Genomic DNA, 25,646 nt, shown 5'->3' with positions numbered 1-25,646 from the left:
TACGCTGTGTAGAATCGATTTACGCATACAAGAATATGGACTTGCGCTCACGCAAGCCTCGGCCGTCAGAGACTGATGTAATCATGAAGCTACTCGGCTCCCCCCTCATCTTTGGTGACTTTCTCGCCCGCAGCGTGCGAGGCCTGTCTTGTGCGCCGCCGTTCGACCTCATCCTTGCGCGCAAATAACCACTTGCTACCCACAAGAATGATGAGGCACCGACATGACTGACCAATACGAAAACCCAATGGGCCTGATGGGCTTTGAATTTATCGAATTCGCATCGCCGACCCCAGGGACCCTGGAGCCGATCTTCGAGATCATGGGCTTCACCAAAGTCGCCACCCACCGCTCCAAGAACGTTGATCTGTTCCGCCAGGGCGAGATCAACCTGATCCTCAACAACGAGCCCAACAGCATCGCCTCCTACTTCGCGGCCGAACACGGCCCGTCGGTATGCGGCATGGCGTTCCGCGTCAAGGACTCGCAAAAAGCCTACAATCGCGCGCTGGAACTGGGGGCCCAACCCATCCATATCGAGACCGGCCCGATGGAGCTGAACCTGCCGGCCATCAAGGGGATCGGCGGCGCGCCGCTGTACCTGATCGACCGCTTTGGTGAAGGCAGCTCGATCTATGACATCGACTTCGTCTACCTCGACGGCGTGGAGCGTAATCCGCAAGGCGCCGGCCTCAAGGTCATCGACCACCTCACCCACAACGTGTACCGAGGGCGCATGGCCTACTGGGCCAACTTCTACGAAAAACTGTTCAACTTCCGTGAAGCACGCTACTTCGATATCAAGGGCGAATACACCGGCCTGACCTCCAAGGCCATGAGCGCCCCGGACGGCATGATCCGCATCCCGCTGAACGAAGAGTCGTCCAAGGGCGCCGGGCAGATCGAAGAGTTCCTGATGCAGTTCAATGGTGAAGGCATCCAGCACGTGGCGTTCCTCACCGACGACCTGGTCAAGACCTGGGACGCACTCAAGAAGATCGGCATGCGCTTCATGACTGCGCCGCCGGACACCTACTACGAAATGCTCGAAGGCCGCCTGCCGAACCACGGCGAACCGGTGGATCAGCTGCAGGCGCGTGGCATCCTGCTGGACGGCTCGTCCATTGAAGGCGACAAGCGCCTGCTGCTGCAGATCTTCTCGGAAACCCTGATGGGCCCGGTGTTCTTCGAGTTCATCCAGCGCAAGGGCGATGATGGGTTTGGCGAGGGCAACTTTAAGGCGTTGTTTGAGTCGATCGAGCGCGATCAAGTCCGCCGTGGCGTCTTGACCGCCGACTAACCATGTAAGGCCTGGCAGGCTGTTCGGGCGATTCAAGAACATGCTCCGTATCGAAAGGTACGGAGCATTTTTTTTGTCTGCCAAACACCTCCGAAAGATCTTGCAACAGACAATTCCTCGGGGCTGTGGAACAAAGTTTTACGAGACTCCCACCCATGGATGACGCAAGAGCTGATCCTCTCCTGCGTCACAAGTGTGCGTTTCGCGACCCCAAATTTTAAGGAAAGACTGATTATGACAAAACATACTCTGGCGGCTGCAGTGCTGGCTTTGTGCGGCTTCGCTGCCAGCTCCGCTTATGCGGCAGACGGTACCATCACGATCACCGGCTCGGTCAGTGGCACTACCTGCACCATCAGCGGCGGTACCGGAGCCTCGCCAGGTTCAGGTGCCAACTTTCCGGTAGTTCTTGATCGCGTGCAAACCTCGGCCCTCAAGGCGGCAGGCGATACGGCCGGCAGCAAGCGCTACTTTGTCTATGTGGGCGGCTCGGGCGGATGCCCGAACGGTACCAAGGTCGCCGTACGTTACGAGCCAACCAGCCCAGGCATCAACCCGGCAACCGGCAACCTGCGTAATACCGCCACAGCAACACCCGCCTCGCGGGTGGAGGTACAAATTCTCGATGGCGCTTCCAACACGCCAATGGACTTGCGCGTAGGTAACAACTCAACCGTTGCCACCGTGACCAATGGTCTGGCGACCTTACCGTTCTACGCACGCTACATCGCCAACGGCGGAGCGGCAGGCGCGGGTAATGTCACCAGCAGCGTGCAGTACTCGGTCACCTTTCCTTGATGCAGCCGCGCTGATGACCATTGCGTTTGTTGCCTGAGATCCTCGCTCGACCCTGCGGTCGGGCGCAGGACAACTGTTTTCAAGGATTACCCGATGCAGGATTTACTGATGTTCTTACGTCATCGCGTGGTGTCGGTCGCGCTGAGCTTGGCCTCGGGCATAGCCTCGCATGTGGCGCACGCGGGGGTAGTTATCGACGGTACTCGACAGATTTACCCCGAGCAGCGACGCGAGGTCACCCTACGAGTGACCAATGATGACAAACACGCACCCCGTCTGGTCCAGGCGTGGCTGGACGCAGGTGATGCCGAGGCCGCGCCGACACTGAGCGACGTGCCTTTTGTGATGTCTCCCCCGGTATTTCGCCTGGACGCCGGCAAAAGCCAGTTCATTCGCTTGTCCTACACCAAGGCACCGCTGCCAGCGGATAGAGAGTCGCTGTTCTGGTTGAACGTACTTGAAGTGCCTGGCGCTACCAATGAATTTGATCCCACGCTGGAAGACAGCCAGCGGAATCACTTCAAGTTCGCGTTCCGTATCCGCACCAAAGTGTTTTTTCGCCCGGCGCAGTTATCTGGAACACCCGAGGAGGCGCCAGGGCTGTTGCGCTGGTCCCTGGAGCCGGTCGCCCAAGACAACGTGATACAGGTGCACAACCCATCGGCGTATCACGTCACCTTCAATGACATTGCCCTGCTTATGGGCTCCCATCCCGGTGCGGAAAAATTGTCCCTGCCGGAGGGGATGGTGGAACCGGGAGGCACGTTGAAGGTGCCGGTGCCGAACGCCGCGAAGGTAATACCCGCCGATGCGCGGGTGCATTTCACCTACATCAACGATTTCGGCAGCTTTTCATCGGCGCAGCCTGCTGTGCTGCATCGCTGAACACGTCCCCGGAACGTTGCTGATGGCAAGCAAACGTACATTTCTCAGCGTCCACTGAAGTCATAACTATGCCTAGTCACATCCAAGTACGGGTGCATCGTTGCGCCCCGATTTTGCCATTCCAGCATCGCAAGATGATGTTGGGCGGTTTGATGAGTGCGGCCGTAATCGCAAGCGATGCCGCGCTTGCGTCTGAGCTGAGCTTTGATCTGAACGCGTTCTCCAGTGGCCTGGCGTCGTCGGTTGACATATCACGGTTCAATACCAGCAACCAGATGAGTCCTGGCCTATACCGCATAGATATCGTGGTCAACGGCCAGTCCTTGGGACGCAGGGAGGTGGAGTTCGTCGCGGCCCATGCAAACACCGGTGCGCAGCCGTGTTTGAGTCGCGAAGTATTGGAAAAAATCGGTATCGCGATGGATAAAGTCGATACCGATGCCCGTGGGCGCGAGCTCGCGAACCCTGCCGCAGCCGGCCAGTATTGCGGTGACCTGGGGCAGTGGATTCCGATGGCGTCCAGCACGTTCGATTCAGGTGCCCTCGAGTTGGCCGCCAGCGTGCCGCAGGCCTACATGAACCGGACGATGCGCGGCTACATTGACCCCGATTTGTTGGATGAGGGCATTACCGCCGGGCTGCTCAATTACAACTTCAGTACCAGTGCGGTCACGGCAGGTGAAGGTGACGGTCGCACTTACCTGGGCCTCAATGCCGGGATCAATCTGGGCGCCTGGCGCTTGCGGCACCAGGGCGCCCAGGCTTGGAGCAACCGCACAGGCTTTGAGACTTATCAGAACACGTCCACTTATGTGCAGCGCAGCATCATCCCCTGGCAGTCACAACTGACCCTCGGAGACACCTTCAGCAACGGACAGATTGTCGACGGGGTACGCGTGCGGGGTGTAAGCCTGGCCACCGACGACCGCATGCGCCCGCAGACTCAGCAAGGCTATGCACCGCAGGTACGCGGTGTCGCCGACAGTAATGCAACGGTCACGGTCAGCCAGAACGGCTACACCATTTATGAGACGACAGTGGCGCCTGGCCCCTTTGTCATCAGTGATCTGCATGCCACGGGTTATGGCGGTGATTTGATCGTCAGCGTGACGGAAGTCGACGGGCGTCGAAACACCTTCGTGGTGCCGTACTCGGTGGCCCCGGAGTTACTGCGGGCAGACACGACAAAATACAGCGTCACTTTGGGGGAGGTGCAGCAAAAGGGCATCGATGCCAAGGGCGCGAATGTCTTTCAAGGCACTCTGCAACACGGCTTGACCAATGACTTGACGGTGTATGGCGGCGGCAGTCTTTCCAAAGGCTACGAGCAGGGCAAGGTCGGTATTGCGCTGAATACGTCCATCGGTGCCTTCTCGTTGGACGGCGCTACCTCGCATACCCAGGTAGCTGGTCATGGACGCCTGTCCGGCCAAAGCCTGGGCGTGGGCTACAACAAAAGTCTGCCCGCCTCGGGTACGCATTTTGCGCTGGGTGCATACCGGTTCTCTACAGAGGGTTACCTGAACCTTCCGGACGCACTGAATGTGCGTGAAATCGCCCGCCAGTCCGGTGATGTCAACGGTTATGCCCGGCAAAAAAGCCGGCTCGACCTGACCATCAGCCAGCAGTTGGGCATAGGCACCTTGAGCCTGTACGGCAGCTCTGTCGACTATTGGGGCGGGCGGGAAGGGCGCCAGGTTTCATTCACCGCAAGTTACGGCTCGACCTGGAACAAGGTCAACTGGAACCTCTCGGCGCAGCGCTCAAGGGTCCAAGACACGCGACAACTGACCCAAAGCGAGCTCAGTGACGATGTGTTTTTCGGGCGCATCGGCCAACCCGGGCGTATCGATAACCGCTACATGCTGACGCTATCGATGCCGCTGGGGAGCGAGCCGAGGTCGCCGACCATCAATACTTCGCTGTCTCGGGACACCGGCGATACACGGGGCAGCCAGCAGCAGGTGGGCATCAACGGCTTCCTGGGCGAGAACGCCGAGTTCGACTACGGTGTTTCCGCCAGCCGCGCGACCAGTGATCACTCGGGTTCCAGGCAACTTAACACCCATGCTGGGTACCGCACCGGCTCCGCCAGCGTGCGTGCGGGCTATGGCCAGAGCCACGACAGATCGCAGCTTTCATTTGGCGCCGATGGGGGCGTCGTCGCTCACGCCGGGGGCGTTACGTTTTCGCAAAGCCTGGGAGAGGCCTCGGCGCTGGTTCATGTGCCGGATGCCGAAGGCGCAGTGTTGGGCCACGACGGTGTCACACGCATCAATAGCAGCGGCTATGCCGTGGTTCCTTCACTCAGGGCGTTCCAAAACAATACGGTGAGTGTTGATCCGCAAGGCATGTCCATGGATGTGGAGCTTCAAGAGTCGAGCCTGAATATCGTTCCAACCCTCGGTGCAGTGCAATTGGTGGAGTTCAAGACCGTCAGCGGGCGGGCGGTGATCGTCCAGGCCAAACAGCAGAATGGTAAGCCGCTGCCATTTGCGGCTCAGGTTCTGGACCAGCAAGGCCTGGAAGTCGGCGTAGTGGGCCAAGCCAGCAAAGCTTTTGTGCGCGATATCCCGGCTGCCGGCACGTTGATCGTCAAATGGGGTGAAAAAATTTCTGAACGATGCGACGTCCACTATCAGATGGCTGCGCATGCAGCGAACAGCCGCCAGCAAGACGTCGACTATCTCCAAGGGTTGTGCGTACCCAGCTCGGTTCGCCAAGTAGCCGGCAGTATTGAACGGCACCCGTGAATATTCGGTGCCACATCTGTGGGGCACCAGCAGAGGACTTTTGTATGAACTTATCTTGGCTTGCTGCCTCGACGTTGGGCGGCTGGATGCTAGCGATGCAAGCGCATGCTTTTTCAGGTGGGGATTGTTATCCGCAAGGGGCAACGGCGATCAACATTGCTCCCATCATCCCCCCGACCAACCCTCAGGTCGGGCAAGTGATCGGTTTGCCGGGAGGCTATCCCTTCAATGCACCGGCAAGTGTCATGCAGTGCCGTTACAACTTCTGGAGCGATTTCCACTGGGTAACGGCGACGATCAACGCGGTCAACTCCAGCTCCACTGGCAGGACATTCAACGCCAACGGTGTGTCCATGCCAGTGTTCGCCACAGGCGTGCCCGGGGTTGGGTTTGCAATGATGGCCCGCGACCCGAATCATGGCTTCGCCGCCGTCGGCCAATCGGCAGCATCACTGCTCAGGGTGAAGTATCCCAAGCCAGTTGTTTGGGGCCTGCAGGGACGGCTTTACCTGGTGGCCACGGGAGGGGCGATTTCTCCGGGGACTGTGCCCACACGCACTGTCGCGCATTACAGGGTGCAAAATACCAATACCTCAGCGCCTGGGTATCACCCGGTCAATATGCAGGCGCTGATCATTAGCCCACCGCTCAAGCCGACCTGCCGGGTTTCGACGCCCTCCATCGCGATGCCTTTGGGAAGCGTACCGGTTACGGCGTTCCGTGGCGTCGGCAGTCACGCCGGTAGCGTAACCCGCAATATCACGCTCTTCTGCGAAGGCGGCACCGGGGGCACGCGTGATGTGTTTATCACCGTCACTGACCATACCACCCGCTCGAATCGCAGCGATGTGCTGTCCCTGACCGCAAGTTCCCAGGCCAAGGGCGTGGCCCTGCAGTTGGTACGCAGCGGCAACATTCTGGTTCGTTACGGTGCGGACTCCTCAAGCGTGGGCAACACCAATCAATGGCGGGTGGGTACGACGGGCAATGCTACGGTGCAAATTCCGCTGACTGCGCGCTATATCCAGACACAACAGACGATCGCGCCAGGCAGTGCAAATGGCGTGGCAACGTTCACGATGAGTTACCGATGAGCCGGACGTTCCTGCGAAGGCTCAACGTGATAGGGCTGCTGATAGCGCTGCAGGTGCCTCTGGTTCAGGGTGAAATCGTCATCGACCGTACCCGAGTGATCTATCCCGCTCAGGCCCGCGAAGTAACGGTCAACCTCACCAATGAAGCGGATGGCCCGCGGCTGGTGCAGGTATGGATCGACGCCAACGATAGCGAGGCGTCACCTGAAAACAGTGATGTGCCGTTCACTGTCACTCAACCGATTTTCCGCATGGAGGCCGGCAGTGGACGAGCGCTGCGCGTGCTCCATCGATCGTCTTCACACACGAACGAGGACCTGGAATCAGTGTATTGGCTCAACGTGCTTGCGATCAGGCCGACAGGCGAGTCCGCTGTGCAAAATAACCAGGTGAATCTGGCATTTCGTACGCGGGTTAAATTGTTCTTGCGGCCGAGCCAACTAACGGGTTCGGCGGCAGGCTCGGGCAATGCCTTGCAATGGCAGCTAGTTACCGGGGATGAGTCGACGCTACACGTGAATAATCCCGGCGATTACCACGTCACGCTGTCCGGCATCGTTGTAACGCTCGAAGGCGTTGAATACCACAGCGAAGACCCACCGATGATCGCGCCTCGATCCAACGCCGTCGTGGCGATGCCAAGGCTGCCCCACGGCGGGGCGGGCAGCGCTGCACTGCGCTTCACCACCCTCGACGATCAGGGTGCAACCCAAACGCATTCGGCGCTGTTGGGCAATTCCAAGTGAAGACCGGTCAAGCCCTGCGCTGGCGTACCAGGTGCTTGAACCCTTCGAACACTAGCACCATGACTGCGATCCAGATCGGGATGTAGGTCAACCATTCGCCGGCCTTGATGCCTTCACCCAGCAGCAGCGCCACCACCAGCAACAGCACCGGCTCGACATAACTGAGCAGTCCGAACAGGCTGAACGCCAGCAGGCGGCTGGCGATGATGTAGCTCACCAATGCCGAGGCGCTGATCAGGCCCAGTATCGGGATCAGCGCATACAACTTGGGGTGGGCATCCATCACCGCAAAGCCCTGTTCGCCGCTCTGCACAAACCACCAGGCCACCGGCAGCATCAGCGCCATGTCCAGCCACAGTCCGCCCAGGTGGTCGGTCTTGAGGTATCTGCGCGCAATGAAATACAGCGGGTAACCGATGATCACCACCAGCGTCGCCCAGGAGAACCCGCCGGCCTGGAACAACTCGTTGAGTACCCCGAGGCCGGCAAAAAACACCGCGATCTTTTGCAGGTAGGACAACTGTTCGCCCCATACCAGGCGCCCGGTCAGCACCATGGTCAGCGGCAGCAGGAAATAACCGACCGACACATCCAGGCTGCGGCCGTTCAGCGGCGCCCACATGAACAACCACAACTGCACGCCCAGTAAGGCGGAAGACAGCACCACACCGACGATCAGCCGGGGTTGGGCCGCGAGCCTGCGCAACAAATCCCACACTCGCCGCCACTCGCCGCTGACGATCATGAAGACGGTCATGCACGGCACGGTCAGCAACATGCGCCAGCCGAAAATTTCCAGCCCGCTCAATGGCGTCAGCAATGACGTGAAGTAATACATCACGGCAAACAACACCGAGGCCGACACCGATAACACAACACCTTTAGACACGCTGTCCTCGCGAAAACCGATTTCAAAACAGTAGGGGGGATTTCAAGAGGGGATTATGGTGCTTTTGAAGCCGGAGGGGTGCGCTATTTTGGGGCGTTTTTCCAGGCAAACCTCGTCGCCAGTTATTGGGGCTGCTGCGCAGCCCAACGCGGGGCAAGCCCGCTCGCCACAGTAAGCCCGCTCCGCACCCCTAACTTGGCCAATCAGCCTAAGCGCGCGCCACCCGGCCCGAGACAAAGTGGCCCACATCATTGAACCCCGGCGTAGACGAATGTCCCGGTGTCACCAGCGAATCGATAAACGCCTCATCCTCAGCCGTGATCTTCACGTCCAGTGCGCCGGTGTAGGCATCCCACTGCGCCTCGGTGCGCGGCCCGACAATCGCCGAACTCACCGCCGCGTTGTTCAGTACCCACGCAATGGCAAACTCGACAATCCCCACACCGCGCGCCTGGGTGTATTGCTGAATCTGCTGGGCAATACGCAGCGATTCCATGCGCCATTCGGTTTCCAGGATGCGCTTGTCCTGGCGTGCCGCGCGGCTGCCGGCCTCCGGGGTGACGTCCGGCGCGTATTTACCGCTGAGTACGCCACGCGCCAGTGGGCTGTAAGGCACCACGCCCAGGCCGTACGCGGCGGCGGCAGTGATCTGCTCGACTTCAGCCTGACGGTTGACGATGTTGTAGAGCGGCTGGCTGATCACCGGCTTGTCGACGCCCAAGCGCTCGGCGATGCGGATCACCTCGGCAATCCGCCAGCCGCGATAGTTGGACAGGCCCCAGTAGCGGATCTTGCCCTGGCGAATCAGGTCGCCGATGGCCGATACCGTGACGTCCAGCGGTGTGTTGTGGTCTTCGCGGTGCAGGTAGTAGATGTCCAGGTAATCAGTGTCGAGCCGGGTCAGGCTGGCTTCCAGCGCGTTGAAAATCCGCTTGCGGCTCAAGCCGCTGCGGTTGGGCAGGCCGTCCGGTGGGCCGAAACCGACTTTGGACGCCACCACCCAGTCCTGGCGATTGCGGGCAATGGCCTCGCCCACCAGTTCTTCGGAGCGCCCGCCGGTGTACACGTCCGCCGTGTCGATAAAGTTGATGCCCTGGTCCCAGGCCTTGTCAATGATGCGCAGCGAGTCCTCGGTGTTGGTCTGTTCGCCAAACATCATGGTGCCCAGGGTCAAGGCACTGACCTTCAAACCGGACTGGCCCAATGTGCGGTAAATCATGCAAAGCTCCTTGCGGCTGTGAGACGTGACCTATGCAATACCAGACTCGCAGGCTCTGGAACAAGCCCTGCGCGTGTTTCTTCATGCACTCAGCAAGGCCTGGCAGCGCACTTGTAGAAACCGATGCAGCACTTTCACCCGCTCCGACACCTGCAGGCGATGAGGGCACATCAGGTTGAATGGGGTGGGTTCTCCCTGCCAGTCCGGCAGCAGATGCACCAGGCGTCCGGCCTTGAGATCCCGGGCGATATCCAGGTTGGCCTTGTAGGCAATGCCGTGGCCAGCCAGCGCCCAGCGCCGCACAATTTCGCCGTCATCGCTCAGGTAGTCGCCGGTCACGTCTACTTCCTGCAACGTGGTGCCTTGGCGAAAGTACCAGGTGCTGTTAGCCCGGCCCTGGCGCATGTACCGCAGCGTGTTGTGCTGCGCCAACTCCGCCGGTGTGCGCGGCGTACCGTGGCGGGCCAGGTATTCGGGGCTCGCACAGGCCAGGCGTTGGTGATCCGGCACCACCGGCAGCGCCACCAGGCTGGAGTCACGGGGGACGCCGAAGCGCAGGGCGATATCGACGGTATCGCGGAACAGGTCGGCATTGCTGTCGTTAAGCAGCAATTGCAGGCGGATGTGCGGGTGTTCCAGCTTGAACTCATCCAGCCAGCCCAGGACCACATTGCGGCCAAAATCCGAGGGCGCGGCCAACTGCAACAGGCCGGTCAGGCCCTGGCTCTGCTGCTTGAGCGCTTGCTCGCCTTCGGCCAATGCGGCCAGCGCTTCGCGCACGCTGTCGAGGTACCGCCGGCCTTCTTCGGTCAGGCGCATGCTGCGCGTGGAGCGTGCCAGCAGGCGAATACCCAGGCGGGTTTCCAGGCGCTTGAGGGCGATGCTGGCCGCCGCAGGCGTCAGGCCCAGTCCGCGTGCTGCCGCAGACAGGCTGCCCGTATCGGCGGTGCGCACGAAGACTTCAAGGTCGAGGATTGAGCTCATTTGTAAAAATCCTTTAAAGATCTTGTCGTTTTACCGGGATTTTTCGCCGATTGCCAAGCTGGGAAGATGAACGCTCACTTTCTGACCCAGGACACTTCTTCCATGACTTCTTCCCTCAACGGTAAAACAGTCATCGTGATCGGCGGCAGCAGCGGGATCGGCGCCGCCGTGGCCAAGGCCGCCGCCGCTCGTGGCGCACAGGTGGTATTGGCGGGGCGGCGTGTGACGTCGGGCAGCGAAAACGGCCTGCGCAGCGAACCTGTGGACGTCACCGATGCCGCCTCCCTGCAACGTTTGTTCGAGACCGTCGGGCGTTTTGACCATCTGGTGTACACCTCCGGCCCCTCGGTGCGCGCCAAGACCTTGAGCGAAACCGATCTGGACGAGGCTCAGGATAACTTCAACGTGAAACTCTGGGGGGCGCTGCGGGCGATCCAACAGGCGCTGCCTTTCCTCGATGAGCGCGGCAGCATCAGCCTGACGTCCGGGCAACTGGGGCGCAAATTGGCGCCGGGCCAGTTCATCAAAGTCGGTATCAACGCGGCCACTGAAGCCCTGAGCAAGCAGTTGGCCAAGGAGTTGGCGCCGCGTCGCGTCAACGTGGTGAGTCCCGGCGTGATTGATACCCCGGCGTATGCGGGGTTGGCCGAGGACCAGCGCGTGGCGATGTTTGCCAAGGCGGGTGGCGCGTTGCCGGTGGGGCGCGTGGGGCAGGCAGAGGAAGTGGCGGCGGGGTATGTGCTGGCCATGGAAAATGGCTACATGACCGGTGCTGTCATTGATATCGACGGCGGCGGGCTGCTGTAAACACGGACTGATTGTGGGAGGGGGGGCAAACCCCTCCCACATGTACCGCGTTATACCTTCAAGGTCCGCGTCATCCGCAACGCCAATACGCTACCCGCCACAATCACCGCCGCCAGCAGGTACAGCGCCACATCCGTGGATCCGGTGGCATCCTTCACAAAACCGACGATATACGGGCTGAGGAAGCCGGCCATCTGGCCCATGGAGTTGATCAGCGCGAGGCCACCGGCCGCTGCACCGGCACTGAGCATGGCGGTCGGCACCGGCCAGAACATCGGCAGGCCGGTGAGGGCGCCCATGGTGGCGATGGTCAGGCCGAGGATGGCAATAGCCGGCGTGGTGGCGAAGTTCACAGCGATCACCAGGCCGATGGCGCCCATCAACATCGGCACGACAAGATGCCAGCGGCGCTCTTTGCGCAAGTCCGCCGAGCGACCCACCAGCAGCATGAAGACGGCGGCGAGCAGATACGGAATCGCACTGAGCCAGCCGATCACCAGGTTATCGCTGAAGCCCAGGTTCTTGATGATCGACGGCAGCCAGAAGTTGATGGCGTACACGCCGCTCTGGATGCAGAAGTAGATCAGTCCGAATGCCCAGATCGCCGGGTTCTTGAACACTTCACCGAGTGAATCGGTGCTGGTTTTCGGCTTGTTCGCCAGGTCGGTGGCCTGGTCGGCTTCCAGCACTGCGCGCTCGTGGGGCTTGAGCCACTTGGCGTGGGCAAAGCTGTCGCTGAGGAGGAAGTAGGCGAGGGCGCCGAGGATCACCGTCGGGATGCCTTGCAGCAGGAACATCCACTGCCAGCCCGCCAAGCCACCTTGGCCGGCAGCGAAGTGGTTGAGGATCCAGCCGGAAAACGGGCTACCAAGCAAACCGGACACCGGGATCGCCGACATGAACAGCGCCATGATCCGCCCACGGCGGAACGTCGGGAACCACTGCGAGAGGTACAGCACCACACCGGGGAAGAAGCCGGCTTCAGCCGCACCGGTAAACAGGCGCAAGGTGTAGAAATGCGTCGGCGTGGTGACAAACAGCAGGCAGGTGGACAGCGTGCCCCAGACGATCATCATCAACGCAATCCAGCGCCGCGGACCGAACCGGGTCAGCGCCAGGTTGCTCGGCACGCCACACAGCACGTAGCCGATAAAGAAGATCCCGGCACCCAGGCCGTATACGGTTTCGCTGAATTTCAGTGCATCGAGCATCTGCAACTTGGCAAAGCCAACGTTGACCCGGTCGAGGTAGTTGAACAGATAGCAGATGAAAATGAAGGGGATCAAGCGCAGGGTAACGCGCTTGTAGATGGCGTTTTTATCGTCATCGGTGGCCAGTGTGGCAGCGGCGCTCTGTGACATGGGAATCTCTCTTTATTATGATTTTTCGCGATGCGAGGGTAACGTTGATCGCCCAACGAGTCTCGGTCACGTGGCGGGGTGCTGTCTTTGTGCTTGCGCACAGTGATGGATACTTTGCGCTGTGCCGATGAACAACCACGCTTTTGAGGACTTTCTTTCAAGGAGATGGCCGCATGTTCGAGCTGGATCATGACCTGGCGCAGGATATTGTCGATAGGACCATGGCGATCCTGCCCTACAACGTCAATGTCATGGACAGCCAAGGCCTGATCCTCGGCAGCGGCGAACCCGAGCGGATCAACACCCGCCACGAAGGAGCACAATTGGTGCTGGCCAATGGTCGCGTGGTCGAGATCGACGGCCAGACTGCCAAGCATCTCAAGGGCGTGCAGCCGGGCATCAACCTGCCGCTGATGCACGATCAGCGCTTGATCGGCGTGCTGGGCATCACCGGCGAGCCGGAGGGCTTGCGCACGTACGCCGAGTTGGTGCGCATGACCGCCGAGATGCTGGTCAGCCATCGGCATCAGCAGGTCGAGCAACAATGGCGGCGCCAGCGGTGTGACGATCTACTGGCCTTGTTGCTGGCCGACGGTGGCGACTCACCGCGCCTGGTCGATGAAGCCCAGCAATTGGGGCTCAAGCCGCAGATGACGCGCACGCCGTACCTGTTCGAACTGGGCGTGGGGCAATCGGCGGACGCTCTGAGCGCTTGGCTGACGTCGCGCTACCCGGACAGTTGGTGCGTCAGCTCGGCGCAGTTTTCCCTGTTATGGTGCCGACCTGCTGCGGTGCCAGTCGACAATCCGCGCCTGCTGGACAAGCTCGAAAGCCTCGGCTGGAACATCCTGCGCGTGGCTGTGGGCGGACAGGCCGATGGTCTGCCGGGCCTGCGCCGTTGTTATCGGCGCGTCGGCGACTTGCTGGCCTACGGTCGCGATGTGCTGCCGCAGTCGCGGCTGTTGACCCTCAACCGTTACCGCTTGCCCGTGATGCTCTGGCGTCATCGCAACGACGATGCCCTCGACGAACTGCTCAACCCCTTGCGCAAGGTGCTGGCCAAGGACAATAACGGGCAATTCCTCGCCACGCTGCGCAGTTGGTGCGAACACGACGGGCAAAGCCAGGCCTGTGCCGATGCCCTGGGCATTCACCGCAACAGCCTGCGCTACCGCATGGAGCGCATCGCCGAACTCAGCGGCGTCGACCCGTTGACCCTGGATGGCATGCTGGCGCTGTACCTCGGCGTGCAGCTGTTGCCCCAGGCTTTGTCGGAATGAACAACAAACCTTACCCGCACTTGTGCATCGGACCGGCGTCATCGGCGGTGCCAACTGGCAGCATGGGCGTCATAAAAACCGGAGAAAGCCCATGAAAATCATCATCGCCCCCGACTCGTTCAAGGACAGCCTGAGTGCCGAGGGCGTCGCCCAGGCCATTGCCGAAGGATTGGCGCAGGTCTGGCCGGATGCACAGGTGATCCAGTGTCCGATGGCAGATGGTGGTGAAGGTACGGTGGATGCGGTACTCGCGGCCTGTCACGGCCAATTGCGCCGCCAGGCCGTGCGTGGGCCTCTGGGCGCTGCGGTTGAAGCGCGCTGGGGCTGGTTGGCCGACAGCCACACCGCAATCATCGAAATGGCCGAAGCCAGCGGCCTGCAGTTGGTCCCTCCAGGCCAGCGCGACGCATGCACCACCAGCACCTATGGCACTGGCGAGCTGATCCGCGCGGCCCTGGACCTGGGTGCCCAGCGCATCATCCTGGCGATTGGCGGCAGCGCCACCAACGATGGCGGTGCGGGTGCGATGCAAGCCCTGGGTGTGCAACTGTTCGACGCTGCGGAACAGGCCTTGCCGCCCGGAGGCCTGGCCTTGTCACGGCTGGCGCATATCAACCTGGAAAAACTCGACCCGCGCCTGGCCGAGGTACGCTTTGAAATCGCCGCCGATGTGAACAACCCACTGTGCGGCCCTCACGGCGCCTCGGCGATATTCGGCCCGCAAAAAGGCGCCAACCCCGAGCAGGTGCAACAACTGGACGCCGCCCTCGGCCACTTCGCCGATCACTGCGCCAACGTCCTGCCCAAGGACGTGCGCGACGAACCCGGCAGCGGCGCCGCCGGCGGCCTGGGTTTCGCCGCCAAGGCGTTCCTCGGTGCGCAGTTCCGCGCGGGCGTGGAAGTCGTCGCCGAACTGGTGGGACTTGACGAGGCCGTCCGCGGCGCCGATCTGGTCATCACCGGCGAAGGCCGCTTCGACGCCCAGACCCTGCGCGGCAAAACCCCCTTCGGCGTGGCCCGTATCGCCCGGCAACACAGCGTCCCGGTGATCGTCATCGCCGGCACCCTGGGCGACGGCTATGAGCAGATGTACGCCCATGGCGTGGATGCAGCCTTCGCCTTGCCAAGCGGCCCGATGAGCCTGGAGCAGGCCTGCAGCGAGGCCCCGCGTTTGCTGCGCGAGCGCGCGGCGGATATTGCGCGGGTGTGGCGCGTGGCGGCGCGGGGCTGATAGAGGCAGACCTTGGCGTCGTGACAGATCTGTCGATAATTACTATGATCCGTGCTTACTTTGAAGACTGGCTGACCTGGCCGGGCACGTTGGAAGCCGATCATGCAGATCAAGCGTTTTACTCTCGTCAATTTCCGCGGTATCGAGCACATGGAGCTCGATTTCGAGGGTAAGAAGACTGTCGCTTTGGTGGGCGTCAATGGGGTGGGTAAGTCTTCGATTCTGGATGCGTTGGCGATTATGCTTTCGAAACTCACCGCTCGGATATCGGCAGAGTCATCCCGATCTCGTGCGATTTCGAAAGATGACATCAAGGTTGGCGCCGATTTCGCTCGGTTAGATGTGTCTGCCACACTTTATAATGAAGATGTGGGTTGGGCTGTATCGTTGAATCGAAAAGGTGGTACGCATTCCAAGGACCGAGCCAGTGATTTGGCACGCCTCAATAAAGTCGCATTTGCTATCAGTGAACATGTTTTTGATTACGAAAACCTGCTTCGAGGCTCTACCATCGAGCTGCCCCTAGCTGTTTATTACGATGTGCATCGAGCTGTGGTAGATGTACCTATCCGTGCCCGTGACTCAGCAATCAAATCAATTACTGATGCCTATGATGGCGCCCTAGGACGTAGTGGCGCTGATTTCAACAAGTTTTTTATGTGGTTCCGTAACCAGGAAGATGCTGAGAACGAAAGTAGTCGTGACTCTCCTGGGTATCGTGATCCTGAGCTTTCTGCTGTTCGTCGAGCTATTGAGGCATTCACAGGATTTAAGGATGTCAGAGTTCGCCGCAAGCCCACCTTGAGAATGACGGTTTTAAAAGGTGATTTCGAATTCAACGTTTTACAGCTATCTGACGGTGAGAAGTGTCTCTTGGCGATGGTCGGGGATTTAGCACGCAGACTCGCAATATTAAATCGCGATGTTCGTGATCCCCTTAAAGGAAAAGGGGTCGTCCTTATTGATGAGCTAGATCTTCACCTACATCCAGGCTGGCAACGCACTGTCGTAGCAAATTTGGAGAAAACATTTCCCAATTGCCAATTCATCGTCACTACCCATTCCCCGCAAATACTTGGAGAGCTTCCTGCCGAGTCTGTAATGTTGTTGAAAGACGGCCAATACCTCGGGCACCCAGAGCGTTCTCTGGGGCTGCGCAGCGGTGAAGTCATCGAAGAGTTGATGGGAGGATTGGCCCAAAACCAAAACGTCAGCCAGCAACTCAGAACAATCTACCGTGACCTCGACGATGACAATCTTGAATCCGCCCAGGCTAAACTCGCGAAATTGCGTGAAAAGGTCGGCAAAATCCCCGATGTCCTTGAAGCCCAAGCCAGTATTGACTCTCTGAGGTCGCTAGAAGAGGGCGGCGCGTGAGGTCTATCAAAAAAGGCGCCGAGCCACGGGCGCTGATTGAATGGAAAAGAGAAAACCGCAATACGCCGCATAACCTCTACTACGGCAGGGGCAGCAGCTTCCCGAGTGAGCACGTTCGTCAGGCACTCCTGAAGGAGCAGTTTCATTTGTGCGCCTACACCTTGCGGCGGTTGCCCACTGCGACCGAATGCCAGGCAAAGGGGCAGGGCACACAATTCAGCTGCCACATTGAGCATGTCCTTGCACAAACGCATCACGAGGCTGACAGCATCGCCTACGACAATTTGGTGGCGTGTTATCCATCCAGCCAAACCAAGATGGCTTGTGGTTATGGTGCCGTGGAAAAAGCCGACTACGATGTGGCCCGAAAGCCCTTCGTTTCTCCGCTGTCAGCCAATGTCGAGCGCCAGTTTCGATATTCCAGTGATGGCTACGTAGAAGGTCTGACACCTGACGCTGTTGCCACCGTCGAGGTTCTTAAACTCAATCACCCAACGCTGGTAAACGATAGGGCCGCCGTTATTAGAGGTCGATTGCGACCACGCGGCACTCCGATCACTGCCGCTGCTGCCCGGCGCCTGGCAGACGACGTCAATTCACCCGATGCCCAGCATTGCCTTCCCGAATACTGCCAGGCACTCAAGCAACAGGCTGAACGTCACGCACAGCGTCTCGAAAAGTATGCAGCCCGTGTTCGCGGCCAAGCCAGGCCCTGAGTACTACCGTCTTAAACAGTGAACATGGGACAATCCGCGTCTTTTTCGACACGGAGAGTCCCCATGCTGCGCCCCGTCCTCCTGGCTCTGCTGCTGACCGGCACCGCCACCCATGCCTTCGCTCAACCGCCGGCTGAAACCGTGCCGCTGCTGCGGGAAATCAAAAACTGGGTCACCGGTTGCGACAACCTGCGCAATTGCCATGCCCTGAGCGCGCCCAGTGGCGTCGATGAAGAAGACTACAGCTCCCTGACCTTGCATGTCTGGCACCAGGCCGGGCCTGAAGGGTACCTGCGCCTGCGCCTCGACCATCGCGGCGAAGCGCTGGACCTGTCGACCTTGCTGTTGGACGGTCAGCCGCTGGGCCTGGAGCTGACCCGGGATTTGCACGTAGAGCTGGACGATCAGGGCGGTGATCCCGAGGTGCAGTCTTACGGTGTGATCGAGGACGCAGCGGCGCGGCGCTGGTTGCAGCGTTTGCGCAGTGGCCAGCGCCTGCAATTGCCGGGGGATGAGCAGGCGCATGTGTCGCTGAGCGGCCTGAGCGCTTCGCTGCTGTTGATGGATGCGGTGCAGGGGCGGGTGGATAACGTGACGGCGCTGGCACGCCCCGGAAAAGCTCCGGCCAGTGAGGTGCCGCCACGCTTGCCGACGCCAGTGTTGCGCAAGTTCCCTGCGCCGCCGGCGTTGACCGCGCAAGAACAGGCGGGCCTCGTGGCCGCTGCATTGCAGGCCGTCACGCCGGAGGAGGGGGAGCCCGAGGCAAAGGCCGGGGCGCTGACGGCACAACAGGCGATGACGGTGGTGCGTTACGACTGCGTGGCCTACAACTGTGAGTTCGATGTGGTCAGCCGCCAGCGTCAGGCGCCCTATGCCCAAACGCCGCTGGAGCTTGAGCCCTTACCCCTGGATGGCGCCGCGCTGCAAGGCTCGGTGGGGTATGACGAAGCCACTGGCACCCTGAGTTATTTCTACAAGCAGCGCGGGATCGGTGACTGTGGCGGCGGTGGCGTCTGGGTGTTTGACGGCAAGGCGTTCCAGCTCAGTGAGTTTCATATGATGCCGCGCTGCACCGGTGTCGGTTACGGCGATTGGCCGTCGTTGTGGACGACTGCGCCATCGCCCTAGCCAGGGGGCGGGCATGGCCTCTACACTGGCCGGCCACTTGTATTTCAAAGGATGAAACACAATGCACACACCTGAACCCCACATCGTGATCCAGCGCTTCACCGAGGCCCACCTTGACGGTGTGGCGGCGCTTTATAACGAACCGGCCGTGTGCCGGCAGGTGCTCCAGATGCCGTTCCAGTCGGTGGATGTCTGGCGCAAACGCCTGGTCACCGACAACGAACGGCGCCTGCAACTGGTGGCGGTGCACGGCGGTGAGGTGATTGGGCAACTGGGTCTGGAACAGTACCTGCGGGTGCGCCAGGCCCATGTCGGGTCGTTCGGCATGGGCGTGGCGACGGCCTGGCAGGGCAAGGGCGTCGGCTCGCGGTTGTTGACGGCCGCGCTGGACGTGGCCGACAACTGGATGAACCTGCACCGGGTGGAACTCACGGTGTACGCCGACAACGAAGCCGCGCACCACCTGTACCGCAAGTTCGGCTTCGAGGTCGAAGGGCGCTTGCGTGACTACGCCCTGCGCGATGGGGTGTTTGTCGACACCCTCAGCATGGCGCGCCTGCGCAAGTCGGCTTAACCCTCCAGCGCAAACGCCACCGCAGCCTGCGCATGCAGCTCGGTGGTGTCCAGCAGCGGCAGGTCGCTGTGTTCGGGCTTGACCAACAGGCTGATTTCCGTGCAACCGAGGATGACCGCCTGGGCACCCCGTGCAGCCAGGGCGTCGATGACCCGCAGGTAGACCTGGCGGGACGCATCGCTGATCACGCCGACGCACAACTCCTCATAGATGATCCGGTGCACGGCGCGGCGCTCATCCGCGTCCGGCACCAGCACGGTGAGGCCCTGGGCGGCCAGTCGCGACTTGAGAAAATCCTGCTCCATGGTGAACGCGGTGCCGAGCAAACCGACGGTCAGGGTACCGGCTGCCACCGCCGCCGCAGCGGTCGCATCGGCGATATGCAGGAACGGAATCGACACCGCCGCTTCGATACGCGGCGCCACCAAATGCATGGTGTTGGTACACAGCACCACGCACTCGGCGCCGCCCGCCTGCAAACGGCGCGCGGCGTCTTCCAGGATCAGCGCGGCGTCATCCCAGCGCCCGGCATGCTGGGCTTGTTCCACCGGGCCGAAGTCCACGCTGTACATCAACACTTGCGCCGAGCGCAGCGGGCCGAGTTGATCACGCACGCGCTGGTTGATGATGCGGTAGTACTCGGCGCTGGACTCCCAGCTCATGCCGCCGATAAGGCCGATGGTGCGCATGCGATGCTCCTGACAGGGAAAGTCGCTTCACCTTACCCATCGGCCGCTGAATAGTCATACGCAGTTGCCCGCAAAATGACCGGAGCAGTTTCACATGTCCAGGTTGACCCAGCTCGGCCGGGGTTGCTCCGCTGCAACTGCCTGGATGGGTTTCCCCGTGGCTTGCTCAACGCGCCGCGCCACCTCCGGGTCGTCAGCGAACGGCAACATGCTGGCTTCGTCCAGGCTCGTCTCGGATTGCCCACGCAGGCAATACTCCACCGCAGCGTACAGGCACACCACAATCAGGAAGCCCCACATATCAGGCGATCCGCGCATCAAGCTGGGCCACGCTCAGGTCTGCAACCCGCACGGTGCGCCAAGTGTTGTAGGCCATCAGCAACATGCCCGTGAGGAAAAATACTCCCCCCGCAAACCGCACCACAAACCCCGGATGGCTGGCCTGCAAGGCTTCGACAAACGAGTAGGTGAGGGTGCCGTCGTCGTTTACCGCGCGCCACATCAGGCCTTGGGTAATGCCGTTGACCCACATCGAGGCGATGTACAGCACCGTGCCGATGGTCGCCAGCCAGAAGTGCAGGTTGATCAGCGCCACGCTGTGCATCTGCTCGCGGCCGAAGACCTTGGGGATCATGTGGTACAGCGAGCCAAAGGTGATCATCGCCACCCAGCCGAGCGCACCGGCGTGTACGTGGCCGATGGTCCAGTCGGTGTAGTGGGAGAGGGCGTTGACGGTCTTGATCGCCATCATCGGGCCTTCGAAGGTCGACATGCCATAGAACGCCAGGGACAGCACCAGGAAGCGCAGGATCGGGTCGGTGCGCAATTTATGCCAGGCGCCGGACAAGGTCATCATGCCGTTGATCATCCCGCCCCAACTGGGCGCCAGCAGGATCAGCGACATCGCCATGCCCAGCGACTGCGCCCAGTCGGGCAGCGCGGTGTAGTGCAAGTGGTGCGGGCCGGCCCAAATGTACAAGGTGATCAAGGCCCAGAAATGCACGATGGACAGGCGATAGGAGTACACCGGCCGCCCGACCTGTTTGGGTACGAAGTAATACATCATCCCCAGAAAGCCGGTGGTCAGGAAAAAACCGACGGCATTATGCCCGTACCACCACTGCACCATCGCATCGGTCGCGCCGGAATACACCGGGTAGGACTTGAACCAATCCACCGGGATTGCCAGGTGATTGACCACGTGCAACATGGCGATCACCACGATAAAGGCGCCGAAGAACCAGTTGCCCACGTAGATATGTTGGGTCTTGCGCCGTACCACCGTGGTGAAAAACACAATGGCGTAGGCCACCCACACCACGGTCATCCACACCGCGCCGGAGAACTCGATCTCGGCGTATTCCTTGGTGGTGGTGTAGCCCAGGGGCAGGCTGACCAGCATGATCACGATCACCGACTGCCAGCCCCAGAAGGTAAACGCGGCGAGGCGGTCGGAAAACAGGCGCACCTGGCAGGTCCGTTGCACCGCGTAATAGCTGGCGGCAAATTGCGCGCTGCCGGCGAAGCCAAAGATCACCAGGCTGGTGTGCAACGGCCGCAGCCGGCCGAACGTGGTCCAGGGCAAGTCCAGGTTCATCTCGGGCCACACCAGTTGCGACGCGATCCACACCCCCATGGCCATGCCCACCACACCCCATACGAGGGTGGCGATCACGAATTGGCGGACGACTTTATAGTTATAGGCCTGTTCGATTGTTGCGGTGCTCATGCTCAGTCCTCCCACGGTTCCAAGTGGCGGGCACTGTAGGAAACGCGGGAAAAACAAAACAGGCTCAGAAAAAGCTCATTACAGCGGATCAGTCGACAAGCACGCCCACTGGCCTGTCAGCGTTAATCGTACGGTGAGCGGCCGCATCTGCCATGATCGGGCATCGCAATCTGGCACACCCAAGGAAATCCGCAATGGACGATGTACAGCAACTGGGCGAGATGCTTCGTCATTACGCCGATAGCGAAGCGCACAAGAAGCAGCAGTTCGATGTGCAGTCGGCGCGCTGGGCACAAAAGCTCGACGAGTTGTTCGGGCAGATCGAGCAATGGCTTGAGCCGGTCAAAACCGTCGGCTTGCTGGAGGTGCACCGTGAAGCCTATGTCGCCAGCGGGCCGAGCGTGCCGGTGGAGACCTCGACCTTCAAGACCCAGAAGCTGCTGGTGCAGATCACCGGTAAAACCGTGGAGTTCGTGCCCGAGGTTATGGGGGTGGGTGGCTTGATCTCGGTGTCGGTGATGGGCTTGACCGCTGCCCGTCATGGCAGTGTATCGCTGGTACTGCCGGCCGACAAAAACGACTGGCTGTGGAAGAAAACCAATGGCCTCAAAGACCCGGACACCTTTGGTTTCGACGCCAACTTCCTGGCCACGCAGTTGCAGAGCCTGATCCCCCGCGAACGCGGCTGAGGGCGACCGCTTCGTACAGCGTTGAGGGGGGCTGCGGGTGTGTCAAACATTGGGTGCAAATAAGCATTTTTTGCCCAGGATTGGCTATACCTACAGCTCAATGCCTCAATGATGATCGCCAAGGAGTTCAATGATGAAACTAAGGCTAATGATCAGTACGCTGTGCGTCGCGTCAATTGCTATGGCTGGCTGCGCCAGCAAGGTCACCCAACCGGACGAGTACTCGGGCTTTCTCTCCGACTACAGCCAACTCAAGGAAGCCAAGTCGCCGTCGGGGGCCGAGGTGATGCGCTGGGTCGACCCCAAACTGGACCTGAGCCGCTACACCGCGGTGTACATCGAACCGACGCAGTTCTACCCCAAGCCCCAGGCCACCGCGAAAATCCCCGACAGCACGCTCAATGGCATCAACACCTACTTCAACCAGGCGCTTAAGCGTGAGCTGGGCAAGTCACTGCTCCTGGCCAACGGGCCCGGCCCCGGTGTGATGGTGGTGCGCGCGGCGATCACTGCCGTCAGCAGCAAGACCGAAGGCCTGAAACCCTATGAATTCGTGCCTGTGGCCCTGGTGGCGGCGGCGGTGAGTACCGGCGCCGGCATCCGCGACCAGGAAACCACCCTCGGCACCGAGGCGCAGTTCCTCGACGGCGCCAACGGCACGGTGCTTGCCCAAGTAGTGCGAAAAGGCACGGGCAAGCCGCTGTCCAACGACTCGCAGGTGATGAAGGCCGATGACGTGAAAGGCGTGATCGATGGCTGGGCGTCGGACCTGCATCAGTCGTATGTGAAGCTGAAAAAACACTAAAACCCATTGCGTGCCTGGCGGTTGTAATAGCTGAGCAGGGCGTCGTAGCGACGGGTGACGACGTAGTAGTCGTCACTCAGTTGCTGTGGCGCAGCATGCGCCAGCCAATCCTTGTGCAGCGTTTGCAGTGCCTCAAGGTACGCGTCGACATTGGGCTTCACGCTGTACCAGAGGTAAGCGGCGTCACCATTACGGTCTTTACGCGGAAGGCTGTTCAGGAACGCCTCACTGCCATCGCCGGCCTGCTGCACGCTGTTGGTCAGTGCCGCCAGGGCCTGCGGCGTAAGGCTGGCGTTGCGTACACCCTGGTCGATCTGGTTGACCGCCTGACGCGCCACGATCATGTAATTGAGCACATGCCAATGCAGGTCCTGACCGAAACGCGCCTCCAGCAAGGCCAGCTGTGCCCGGCGCAGGCGCTGTTCTTCACGGTCCAGGGAACGGCGCAGCTCGGCGGATATCGAGGTGTAGTCGGTGCCCTTGCTGATCAGCTCTTTCCTGAGCAATGCCTCCATGTTTTCGTTGAAAAGCCGTTTATAGGCCGCCGACTGGGTGGTCGGATTCGATGGTGCGTTATCCGTGGCGATGGGCGTAAAGATATCCAGGCTCGCCACGAAACGGTCGGTCACCCCGACCAAGCGGCTGCCGGGCTGTTGATGTTCAAGTTTTAGGCTGATCCTGGGGCCGCAGATGTCCTTTTGGATCAGCCGCGCCCGGGGCTCGGTGGTGTCGCCGAACTCGTCGCGATTATTGGGGTAGGCGACGGCCGGCAGGTCTGGCTGTCGCTCGTTGCGTTCAGGGGTGATGAGCCGGTAGTACGTCAGCCGAGTGTCTCGGTCGACTCGGTTGACGCAATCGATGATCGGCGCCAGGGCGCTGGCGGTTGCGGTTTGGGGGCCGTCGCGCTGGTTCCACCACAACTCGACCAGGTGCACTTGCTTGCCTGCAGATGCAAGGCCGAAGAGCCCCATGACCAGTGCAATACCCAAGGCAATAAACCAATTGGAATTCATCGTCCGGCCTCCTGGCCATACCACTGTGCCTGGGTCGCGGGGGCCTGGCAGTGTTCTGCGCTACGCGGCATGCGGCTGCACAGGCGTTCGGTCCACTGTTGCAGGCCCTGGTTGCGGGTGACCCGGTACTGGTTGTCATACAGCTTCAACCCGGCGAAAACGCTGATAACAACAACCACGCAAAATACCCTGGTCACCTTTGCCCATCGCGGCTGTTCGGCGGTCCAGGGTGTATGCCTGTTCGTAAAAGGGCGTTTGACCAGGCCAATGACAGCCAGCACGGCCACCAGCGTGAGGCCGGCGAGTGGGTTGAACAGGTAGCTCAGCAGCGCCACCAACACCATGCCGGGCAGCAGGTCGCGCAGCGGCAACAGCGGCAAATGTGTTGGGCTTAAGCCCCGTGGCAGGCGTTGGCTGAGGTGTTCGTCCTGCACGCGGTATTGGTGCGCCAGCGGGCGCCAGATATGCCAGGCCAGTCCGGCACCAACCACCGCCACCAGTGACCACAGCAGTCCTTTGCCCACCGTGGGCAGCAGGTTACCGGCCAAGGTCTCGGCATTCACCAGGGTCCCCGCCACGCAACTGAGCACCAGCGCAACGATCCAGGGCCAGGTGTCCAGGGCCGAGTCCCAGCCTTGCCAGAAATAAACGCTGCCACCGGGCATGGCTTCGACCAACGCGACATGGTCAGCGTAGAGGGTTGCGCTGAGGCGTTGGCACGCTTCCCAGTCGCTGTCGTTGAAGCGCTGGGCAAAGGCGCGGCGCTGGCCCAGGCTCATGGGCGCCAACAGCAGCCGCGCGGCGCGTTGCTGCGGGCTGTTGGGCGGTTCGGCGGCCAGCGCGTATTGGTGGGCGAGGAAAATCGGGCCTTGCTGGCGTTGCAACAGCCGCGCCCAATCCTCCGCCGGGCAGTCATGACCGGCGCCGCCATGCCAGTGCTGGCCGGCGCACACCGCGTCGAACACTGCGCTCGACCAGTAGTGACTCTGTGCAAGCAGGCGGGCCAGCCAGTGGTTGAACCACTCGGCATGGGGATGATTGTTGACCCAGGGATGCTCGGCGCGCGCGGCATAGGCAGTCAGGAACGCGGCCTCGTCCTGTTGCTCCAGAGCCTGGCGCAACGGGTTCTGTAGGGCGCTGCGGTGCTTGCGCTCGAGCTTTTCGATCAGCTCGTCGGGCAACTCCAGGCGTTGCCAGGCCGTCAGCCAGTTGAAGGTTTCAAAGGCCCAGCGGGCTTCTTCGGGGGTGAGATGCCCCTCGATAGCGCGCAGCAATAGATGGATTTCAAAGTGCAGCGCACTGCCATTGGCCATTGCCGCTTGATACTGCCCGCCCAGGCTAGCGCCCTGGGTTTCGATAACGACTTCGTCAGCGTCCTGCCGGCTTTGGCTCCACTCCAGCGCAGCCTCGTAGGCTTCGCGCAGGCGCTGGAAACCTTCGGGGTCGTCATCCGGCCGGGTTTTCTTCAGTAGCGCCGCATAGGTGCGTTTGATCGTGCGGCTATCGGCATCCGGCGCCAGGCCAAGGACATTCCAGCAAGTCATGTGCAGTGCAACTCCTTAGGCAATCGCGCGCACAT

The 25,646-nt window shown here is 60.9% G+C and carries 24 protein-coding genes; 15 read left to right on the top strand and 9 right to left on the bottom strand.

Translation table 11 applies throughout. The features are described 5' to 3' along the window. The first annotated feature begins 223 nt into the window (after positions 1–223). The 6 genes from hppD (at position 224) to J1G35_RS09050 (ending at position 7,576) form a co-directional block, all read left to right on the top strand. On the top strand, positions 224–1,300 hold the full coding sequence (gene hppD, locus J1G35_RS09075; protein ID WP_053129715.1) for a 4-hydroxyphenylpyruvate dioxygenase: 1,077 nt from the start codon (positions 224–226) through the stop codon (positions 1,298–1,300). 234 nt (positions 1,301–1,534) lie between these two features. Next, positions 1,535–2,098, top strand: a complete 564-nt coding sequence (locus tag J1G35_RS09070; protein ID WP_032885692.1) for a fimbrial protein — start codon at positions 1,535–1,537, stop codon at positions 2,096–2,098. 93 nt (positions 2,099–2,191) lie between these two features. Continuing rightward, the gene (locus tag J1G35_RS09065; RefSeq protein ID WP_262417203.1) at positions 2,192–2,983 is read left to right on the top strand and encodes a molecular chaperone; all 792 of its coding nucleotides are present in this window, start codon (positions 2,192–2,194) and stop codon (positions 2,981–2,983) included. 68 nt (positions 2,984–3,051) lie between these two features. After that, a complete protein-coding gene (locus J1G35_RS09060) occupies positions 3,052–5,736 on the top strand; it encodes a fimbria/pilus outer membrane usher protein (protein WP_223014725.1) in 2,685 nt (894 codons plus the stop codon). Between the two features lie 44 nt (positions 5,737–5,780). Next, a complete protein-coding gene (locus J1G35_RS09055; protein WP_223014724.1) occupies positions 5,781–6,830 on the top strand; it encodes a fimbrial protein in 1,050 nt (349 codons plus the stop codon). After that, positions 6,827–7,576, top strand: coding sequence for a molecular chaperone (locus J1G35_RS09050; RefSeq protein ID WP_223014723.1), 750 nt, complete (start codon positions 6,827–6,829; stop codon positions 7,574–7,576). Before J1G35_RS09055 ends, J1G35_RS09050 begins: the two co-directional genes overlap by 4 nt. A 7-nt stretch (positions 7,577–7,583) precedes the next feature. Here J1G35_RS09050 and rarD read toward each other — a convergent pair whose 3' ends face one another. The 3 genes from rarD to J1G35_RS09035 form a co-directional block, all read right to left on the bottom strand. Next, positions 7,584–8,465 carry an EamA family transporter RarD gene (gene rarD / locus J1G35_RS09045; protein ID WP_223014722.1) on the bottom strand — a complete coding sequence of 294 codons (882 nt, stop codon included), beginning with the start codon at positions 8,463–8,465 and terminating at the stop codon, positions 7,584–7,586. Between the two features lie 208 nt (positions 8,466–8,673). After that, on the bottom strand, positions 8,674–9,684 hold the full coding sequence (locus J1G35_RS09040; RefSeq protein ID WP_223014721.1) for an aldo/keto reductase: 1,011 nt from the start codon (positions 9,682–9,684) through the stop codon (positions 8,674–8,676). An 81-nt stretch (positions 9,685–9,765) separates the two neighbouring features. Continuing rightward, the gene (locus J1G35_RS09035; protein ID WP_223014720.1) at positions 9,766–10,668 is read right to left on the bottom strand and encodes a LysR family transcriptional regulator; all 903 of its coding nucleotides are present in this window, start codon (positions 10,666–10,668) and stop codon (positions 9,766–9,768) included. Positions 10,669–10,770: 102 nt separating this feature from the next. On the opposite strand from J1G35_RS09035, the gene J1G35_RS09030 reads away from it, so the two are divergent. Further along, positions 10,771–11,475 (top strand): SDR family oxidoreductase, encoded by a 705-nt coding sequence (locus tag J1G35_RS09030; protein WP_223014719.1) that lies wholly within the window; start codon positions 10,771–10,773, stop codon positions 11,473–11,475. A 50-nt stretch (positions 11,476–11,525) separates the two neighbouring features. Here the strand turns inward: J1G35_RS09030 and J1G35_RS09025 are convergent, their stop codons facing one another. Then, a complete protein-coding gene (locus J1G35_RS09025; protein WP_223014718.1) occupies positions 11,526–12,836 on the bottom strand; it encodes an MFS transporter in 1,311 nt (436 codons plus the stop codon). 173 nt (positions 12,837–13,009) lie between these two features. On the opposite strand from J1G35_RS09025, the gene J1G35_RS09020 reads away from it, so the two are divergent. The 6 genes from J1G35_RS09020 (at position 13,010) to J1G35_RS08995 (ending at position 19,142) form a co-directional block, all read left to right on the top strand. Next, positions 13,010–14,116 (top strand): sugar diacid recognition domain-containing protein, encoded by a 1,107-nt coding sequence (locus J1G35_RS09020; protein ID WP_223014717.1) that lies wholly within the window; start codon positions 13,010–13,012, stop codon positions 14,114–14,116. Between the two features lie 91 nt (positions 14,117–14,207). Then, positions 14,208–15,347, top strand: coding sequence for a glycerate kinase (locus J1G35_RS09015; RefSeq protein WP_223014716.1), 1,140 nt, complete (start codon positions 14,208–14,210; stop codon positions 15,345–15,347). 102 nt (positions 15,348–15,449) lie between these two features. Then, positions 15,450–16,724: an AAA family ATPase gene (locus tag J1G35_RS09010; RefSeq protein ID WP_223014715.1), complete on the top strand. Its 1,275-nt coding sequence runs from the start codon at positions 15,450–15,452 to the stop codon at positions 16,722–16,724. Further along, a complete protein-coding gene (locus J1G35_RS09005; protein WP_053129748.1) occupies positions 16,721–17,440 on the top strand; it encodes a hypothetical protein in 720 nt (239 codons plus the stop codon). The genes J1G35_RS09010 and J1G35_RS09005 overlap by 4 nt, the downstream gene beginning before the upstream one ends. Positions 17,441–17,503: 63 nt before the next feature. Continuing rightward, the gene (locus J1G35_RS09000) at positions 17,504–18,568 is read left to right on the top strand and encodes a DUF1176 domain-containing protein (protein WP_223014714.1); all 1,065 of its coding nucleotides are present in this window, start codon (positions 17,504–17,506) and stop codon (positions 18,566–18,568) included. Between the two features lie 61 nt (positions 18,569–18,629). Then, positions 18,630–19,142, top strand: coding sequence for a GNAT family N-acetyltransferase (locus tag J1G35_RS08995; RefSeq protein WP_053129754.1), 513 nt, complete (start codon positions 18,630–18,632; stop codon positions 19,140–19,142). Here J1G35_RS08995 and J1G35_RS08990 read toward each other — a convergent pair. The 3 genes from J1G35_RS08990 to ccoN all read right to left on the bottom strand — a co-directional run bounded on the left by J1G35_RS08990 (position 19,139) and on the right by ccoN (position 21,560). Then, positions 19,139–19,831, bottom strand: a complete 693-nt coding sequence (locus tag J1G35_RS08990; RefSeq protein WP_223014713.1) for an aspartate/glutamate racemase family protein — start codon at positions 19,829–19,831, stop codon at positions 19,139–19,141. The two genes, J1G35_RS08995 and J1G35_RS08990, sit on opposite strands and share 4 nt — an antisense overlap. A gap of 90 nt (positions 19,832–19,921) precedes the next feature. Next, the gene (locus J1G35_RS08985) at positions 19,922–20,131 is read right to left on the bottom strand and encodes a cbb3-type cytochrome c oxidase subunit 3 (RefSeq protein WP_223014712.1); all 210 of its coding nucleotides are present in this window, start codon (positions 20,129–20,131) and stop codon (positions 19,922–19,924) included. Between the two features lies 1 nt (position 20,132). Next, complete coding sequence (gene ccoN, locus J1G35_RS08980; protein WP_223014711.1) at positions 20,133–21,560, bottom strand: cytochrome-c oxidase, cbb3-type subunit I; 1,428 nt, start codon at positions 21,558–21,560, stop codon at positions 20,133–20,135. A 194-nt stretch (positions 21,561–21,754) separates the two neighbouring features. Between ccoN and J1G35_RS08975 the strand changes: the two genes are divergently transcribed. Together J1G35_RS08975 and J1G35_RS08970 are read left to right on the top strand one after the other, a co-directional pair. After that, positions 21,755–22,249, top strand: a complete 495-nt coding sequence (locus tag J1G35_RS08975; RefSeq protein ID WP_223014710.1) for a hypothetical protein — start codon at positions 21,755–21,757, stop codon at positions 22,247–22,249. A 133-nt stretch (positions 22,250–22,382) separates the two neighbouring features. After that, the gene (locus J1G35_RS08970) at positions 22,383–23,054 is read left to right on the top strand and encodes a DUF3313 domain-containing protein (RefSeq protein ID WP_223014708.1); all 672 of its coding nucleotides are present in this window, start codon (positions 22,383–22,385) and stop codon (positions 23,052–23,054) included. Here J1G35_RS08970 and J1G35_RS08965 read toward each other — a convergent pair. Together J1G35_RS08965 and J1G35_RS08960 are read right to left on the bottom strand one after the other, a co-directional pair. After that, the gene (locus tag J1G35_RS08965; RefSeq protein ID WP_223014706.1) at positions 23,051–24,067 is read right to left on the bottom strand and encodes a DUF3829 domain-containing protein; all 1,017 of its coding nucleotides are present in this window, start codon (positions 24,065–24,067) and stop codon (positions 23,051–23,053) included. The genes J1G35_RS08970 and J1G35_RS08965 overlap by 4 nt on opposite strands. Further along, positions 24,064–25,611, bottom strand: coding sequence for a J domain-containing protein (locus J1G35_RS08960; protein ID WP_223014704.1), 1,548 nt, complete (start codon positions 25,609–25,611; stop codon positions 24,064–24,066). The genes J1G35_RS08965 and J1G35_RS08960 overlap by 4 nt, the downstream gene beginning before the upstream one ends. Positions 25,612–25,646: the final 35 nt, after the last annotated feature.

This window comes from Pseudomonas sp. SH10-3B (assembly GCF_019891415.1).
Classification (GTDB): Bacteria; Pseudomonadota; Gammaproteobacteria; order Pseudomonadales; family Pseudomonadaceae; genus Aquipseudomonas.
The sequence above is the reverse complement of the archived record's forward strand: the minus strand, read 5'-3'. Positions and strand labels throughout refer to the sequence as shown.

What these genes read in the sequence shown, in the direction of transcription:
- hppD (WP_053129715.1), top strand. Translation starts at nt 224, where the DNA reads ATGACTGACCAATACGAAAACCCAATGGGCCTGATGGGCTTTGAATTT.
- J1G35_RS09070 (WP_032885692.1), top strand. Translation starts at nt 1,535, where the DNA reads ATGACAAAACATACTCTGGCGGCTGCAGTGCTGGCTTTGTGCGGCTTC.
- J1G35_RS09065 (WP_262417203.1), top strand. Translation starts at nt 2,192, where the DNA reads ATGCAGGATTTACTGATGTTCTTACGTCATCGCGTGGTGTCGGTCGCG.
- J1G35_RS09060 (WP_223014725.1), top strand. Translation starts at nt 3,052, where the DNA reads ATGCCTAGTCACATCCAAGTACGGGTGCATCGTTGCGCCCCGATTTTG.
- J1G35_RS09055 (WP_223014724.1), top strand. Translation starts at nt 5,781, where the DNA reads ATGAACTTATCTTGGCTTGCTGCCTCGACGTTGGGCGGCTGGATGCTA.
- J1G35_RS09050 (WP_223014723.1), top strand. Translation starts at nt 6,827, where the DNA reads ATGAGCCGGACGTTCCTGCGAAGGCTCAACGTGATAGGGCTGCTGATA.
- J1G35_RS09040 (WP_223014721.1), bottom strand. Translation starts at nt 9,684, where the DNA reads ATGATTTACCGCACATTGGGCCAGTCCGGTTTGAAGGTCAGTGCCTTG.
- J1G35_RS09035 (WP_223014720.1), bottom strand. Translation starts at nt 10,668, where the DNA reads ATGAGCTCAATCCTCGACCTTGAAGTCTTCGTGCGCACCGCCGATACG.
- J1G35_RS09030 (WP_223014719.1), top strand. Translation starts at nt 10,771, where the DNA reads ATGACTTCTTCCCTCAACGGTAAAACAGTCATCGTGATCGGCGGCAGC.
- J1G35_RS09025 (WP_223014718.1), bottom strand. Translation starts at nt 12,836, where the DNA reads ATGTCACAGAGCGCCGCTGCCACACTGGCCACCGATGACGATAAAAAC.
- J1G35_RS09020 (WP_223014717.1), top strand. Translation starts at nt 13,010, where the DNA reads ATGTTCGAGCTGGATCATGACCTGGCGCAGGATATTGTCGATAGGACC.
- J1G35_RS09015 (WP_223014716.1), top strand. Translation starts at nt 14,208, where the DNA reads ATGAAAATCATCATCGCCCCCGACTCGTTCAAGGACAGCCTGAGTGCC.
- J1G35_RS09010 (WP_223014715.1), top strand. Translation starts at nt 15,450, where the DNA reads ATGCAGATCAAGCGTTTTACTCTCGTCAATTTCCGCGGTATCGAGCAC.
- J1G35_RS09000 (WP_223014714.1), top strand. Translation starts at nt 17,504, where the DNA reads ATGCTGCGCCCCGTCCTCCTGGCTCTGCTGCTGACCGGCACCGCCACC.
- J1G35_RS08995 (WP_053129754.1), top strand. Translation starts at nt 18,630, where the DNA reads ATGCACACACCTGAACCCCACATCGTGATCCAGCGCTTCACCGAGGCC.
- J1G35_RS08990 (WP_223014713.1), bottom strand. Translation starts at nt 19,831, where the DNA reads ATGCGCACCATCGGCCTTATCGGCGGCATGAGCTGGGAGTCCAGCGCC.
- J1G35_RS08985 (WP_223014712.1), bottom strand. Translation starts at nt 20,131, where the DNA reads ATGTGGGGCTTCCTGATTGTGGTGTGCCTGTACGCTGCGGTGGAGTAT.
- ccoN (WP_223014711.1), bottom strand. Translation starts at nt 21,560, where the DNA reads ATGAGCACCGCAACAATCGAACAGGCCTATAACTATAAAGTCGTCCGC.
- J1G35_RS08975 (WP_223014710.1), top strand. Translation starts at nt 21,755, where the DNA reads ATGGACGATGTACAGCAACTGGGCGAGATGCTTCGTCATTACGCCGAT.
- J1G35_RS08970 (WP_223014708.1), top strand. Translation starts at nt 22,383, where the DNA reads ATGAAACTAAGGCTAATGATCAGTACGCTGTGCGTCGCGTCAATTGCT.
- J1G35_RS08965 (WP_223014706.1), bottom strand. Translation starts at nt 24,067, where the DNA reads ATGAATTCCAATTGGTTTATTGCCTTGGGTATTGCACTGGTCATGGGG.
- J1G35_RS08960 (WP_223014704.1), bottom strand. Translation starts at nt 25,611, where the DNA reads ATGACTTGCTGGAATGTCCTTGGCCTGGCGCCGGATGCCGATAGCCGC.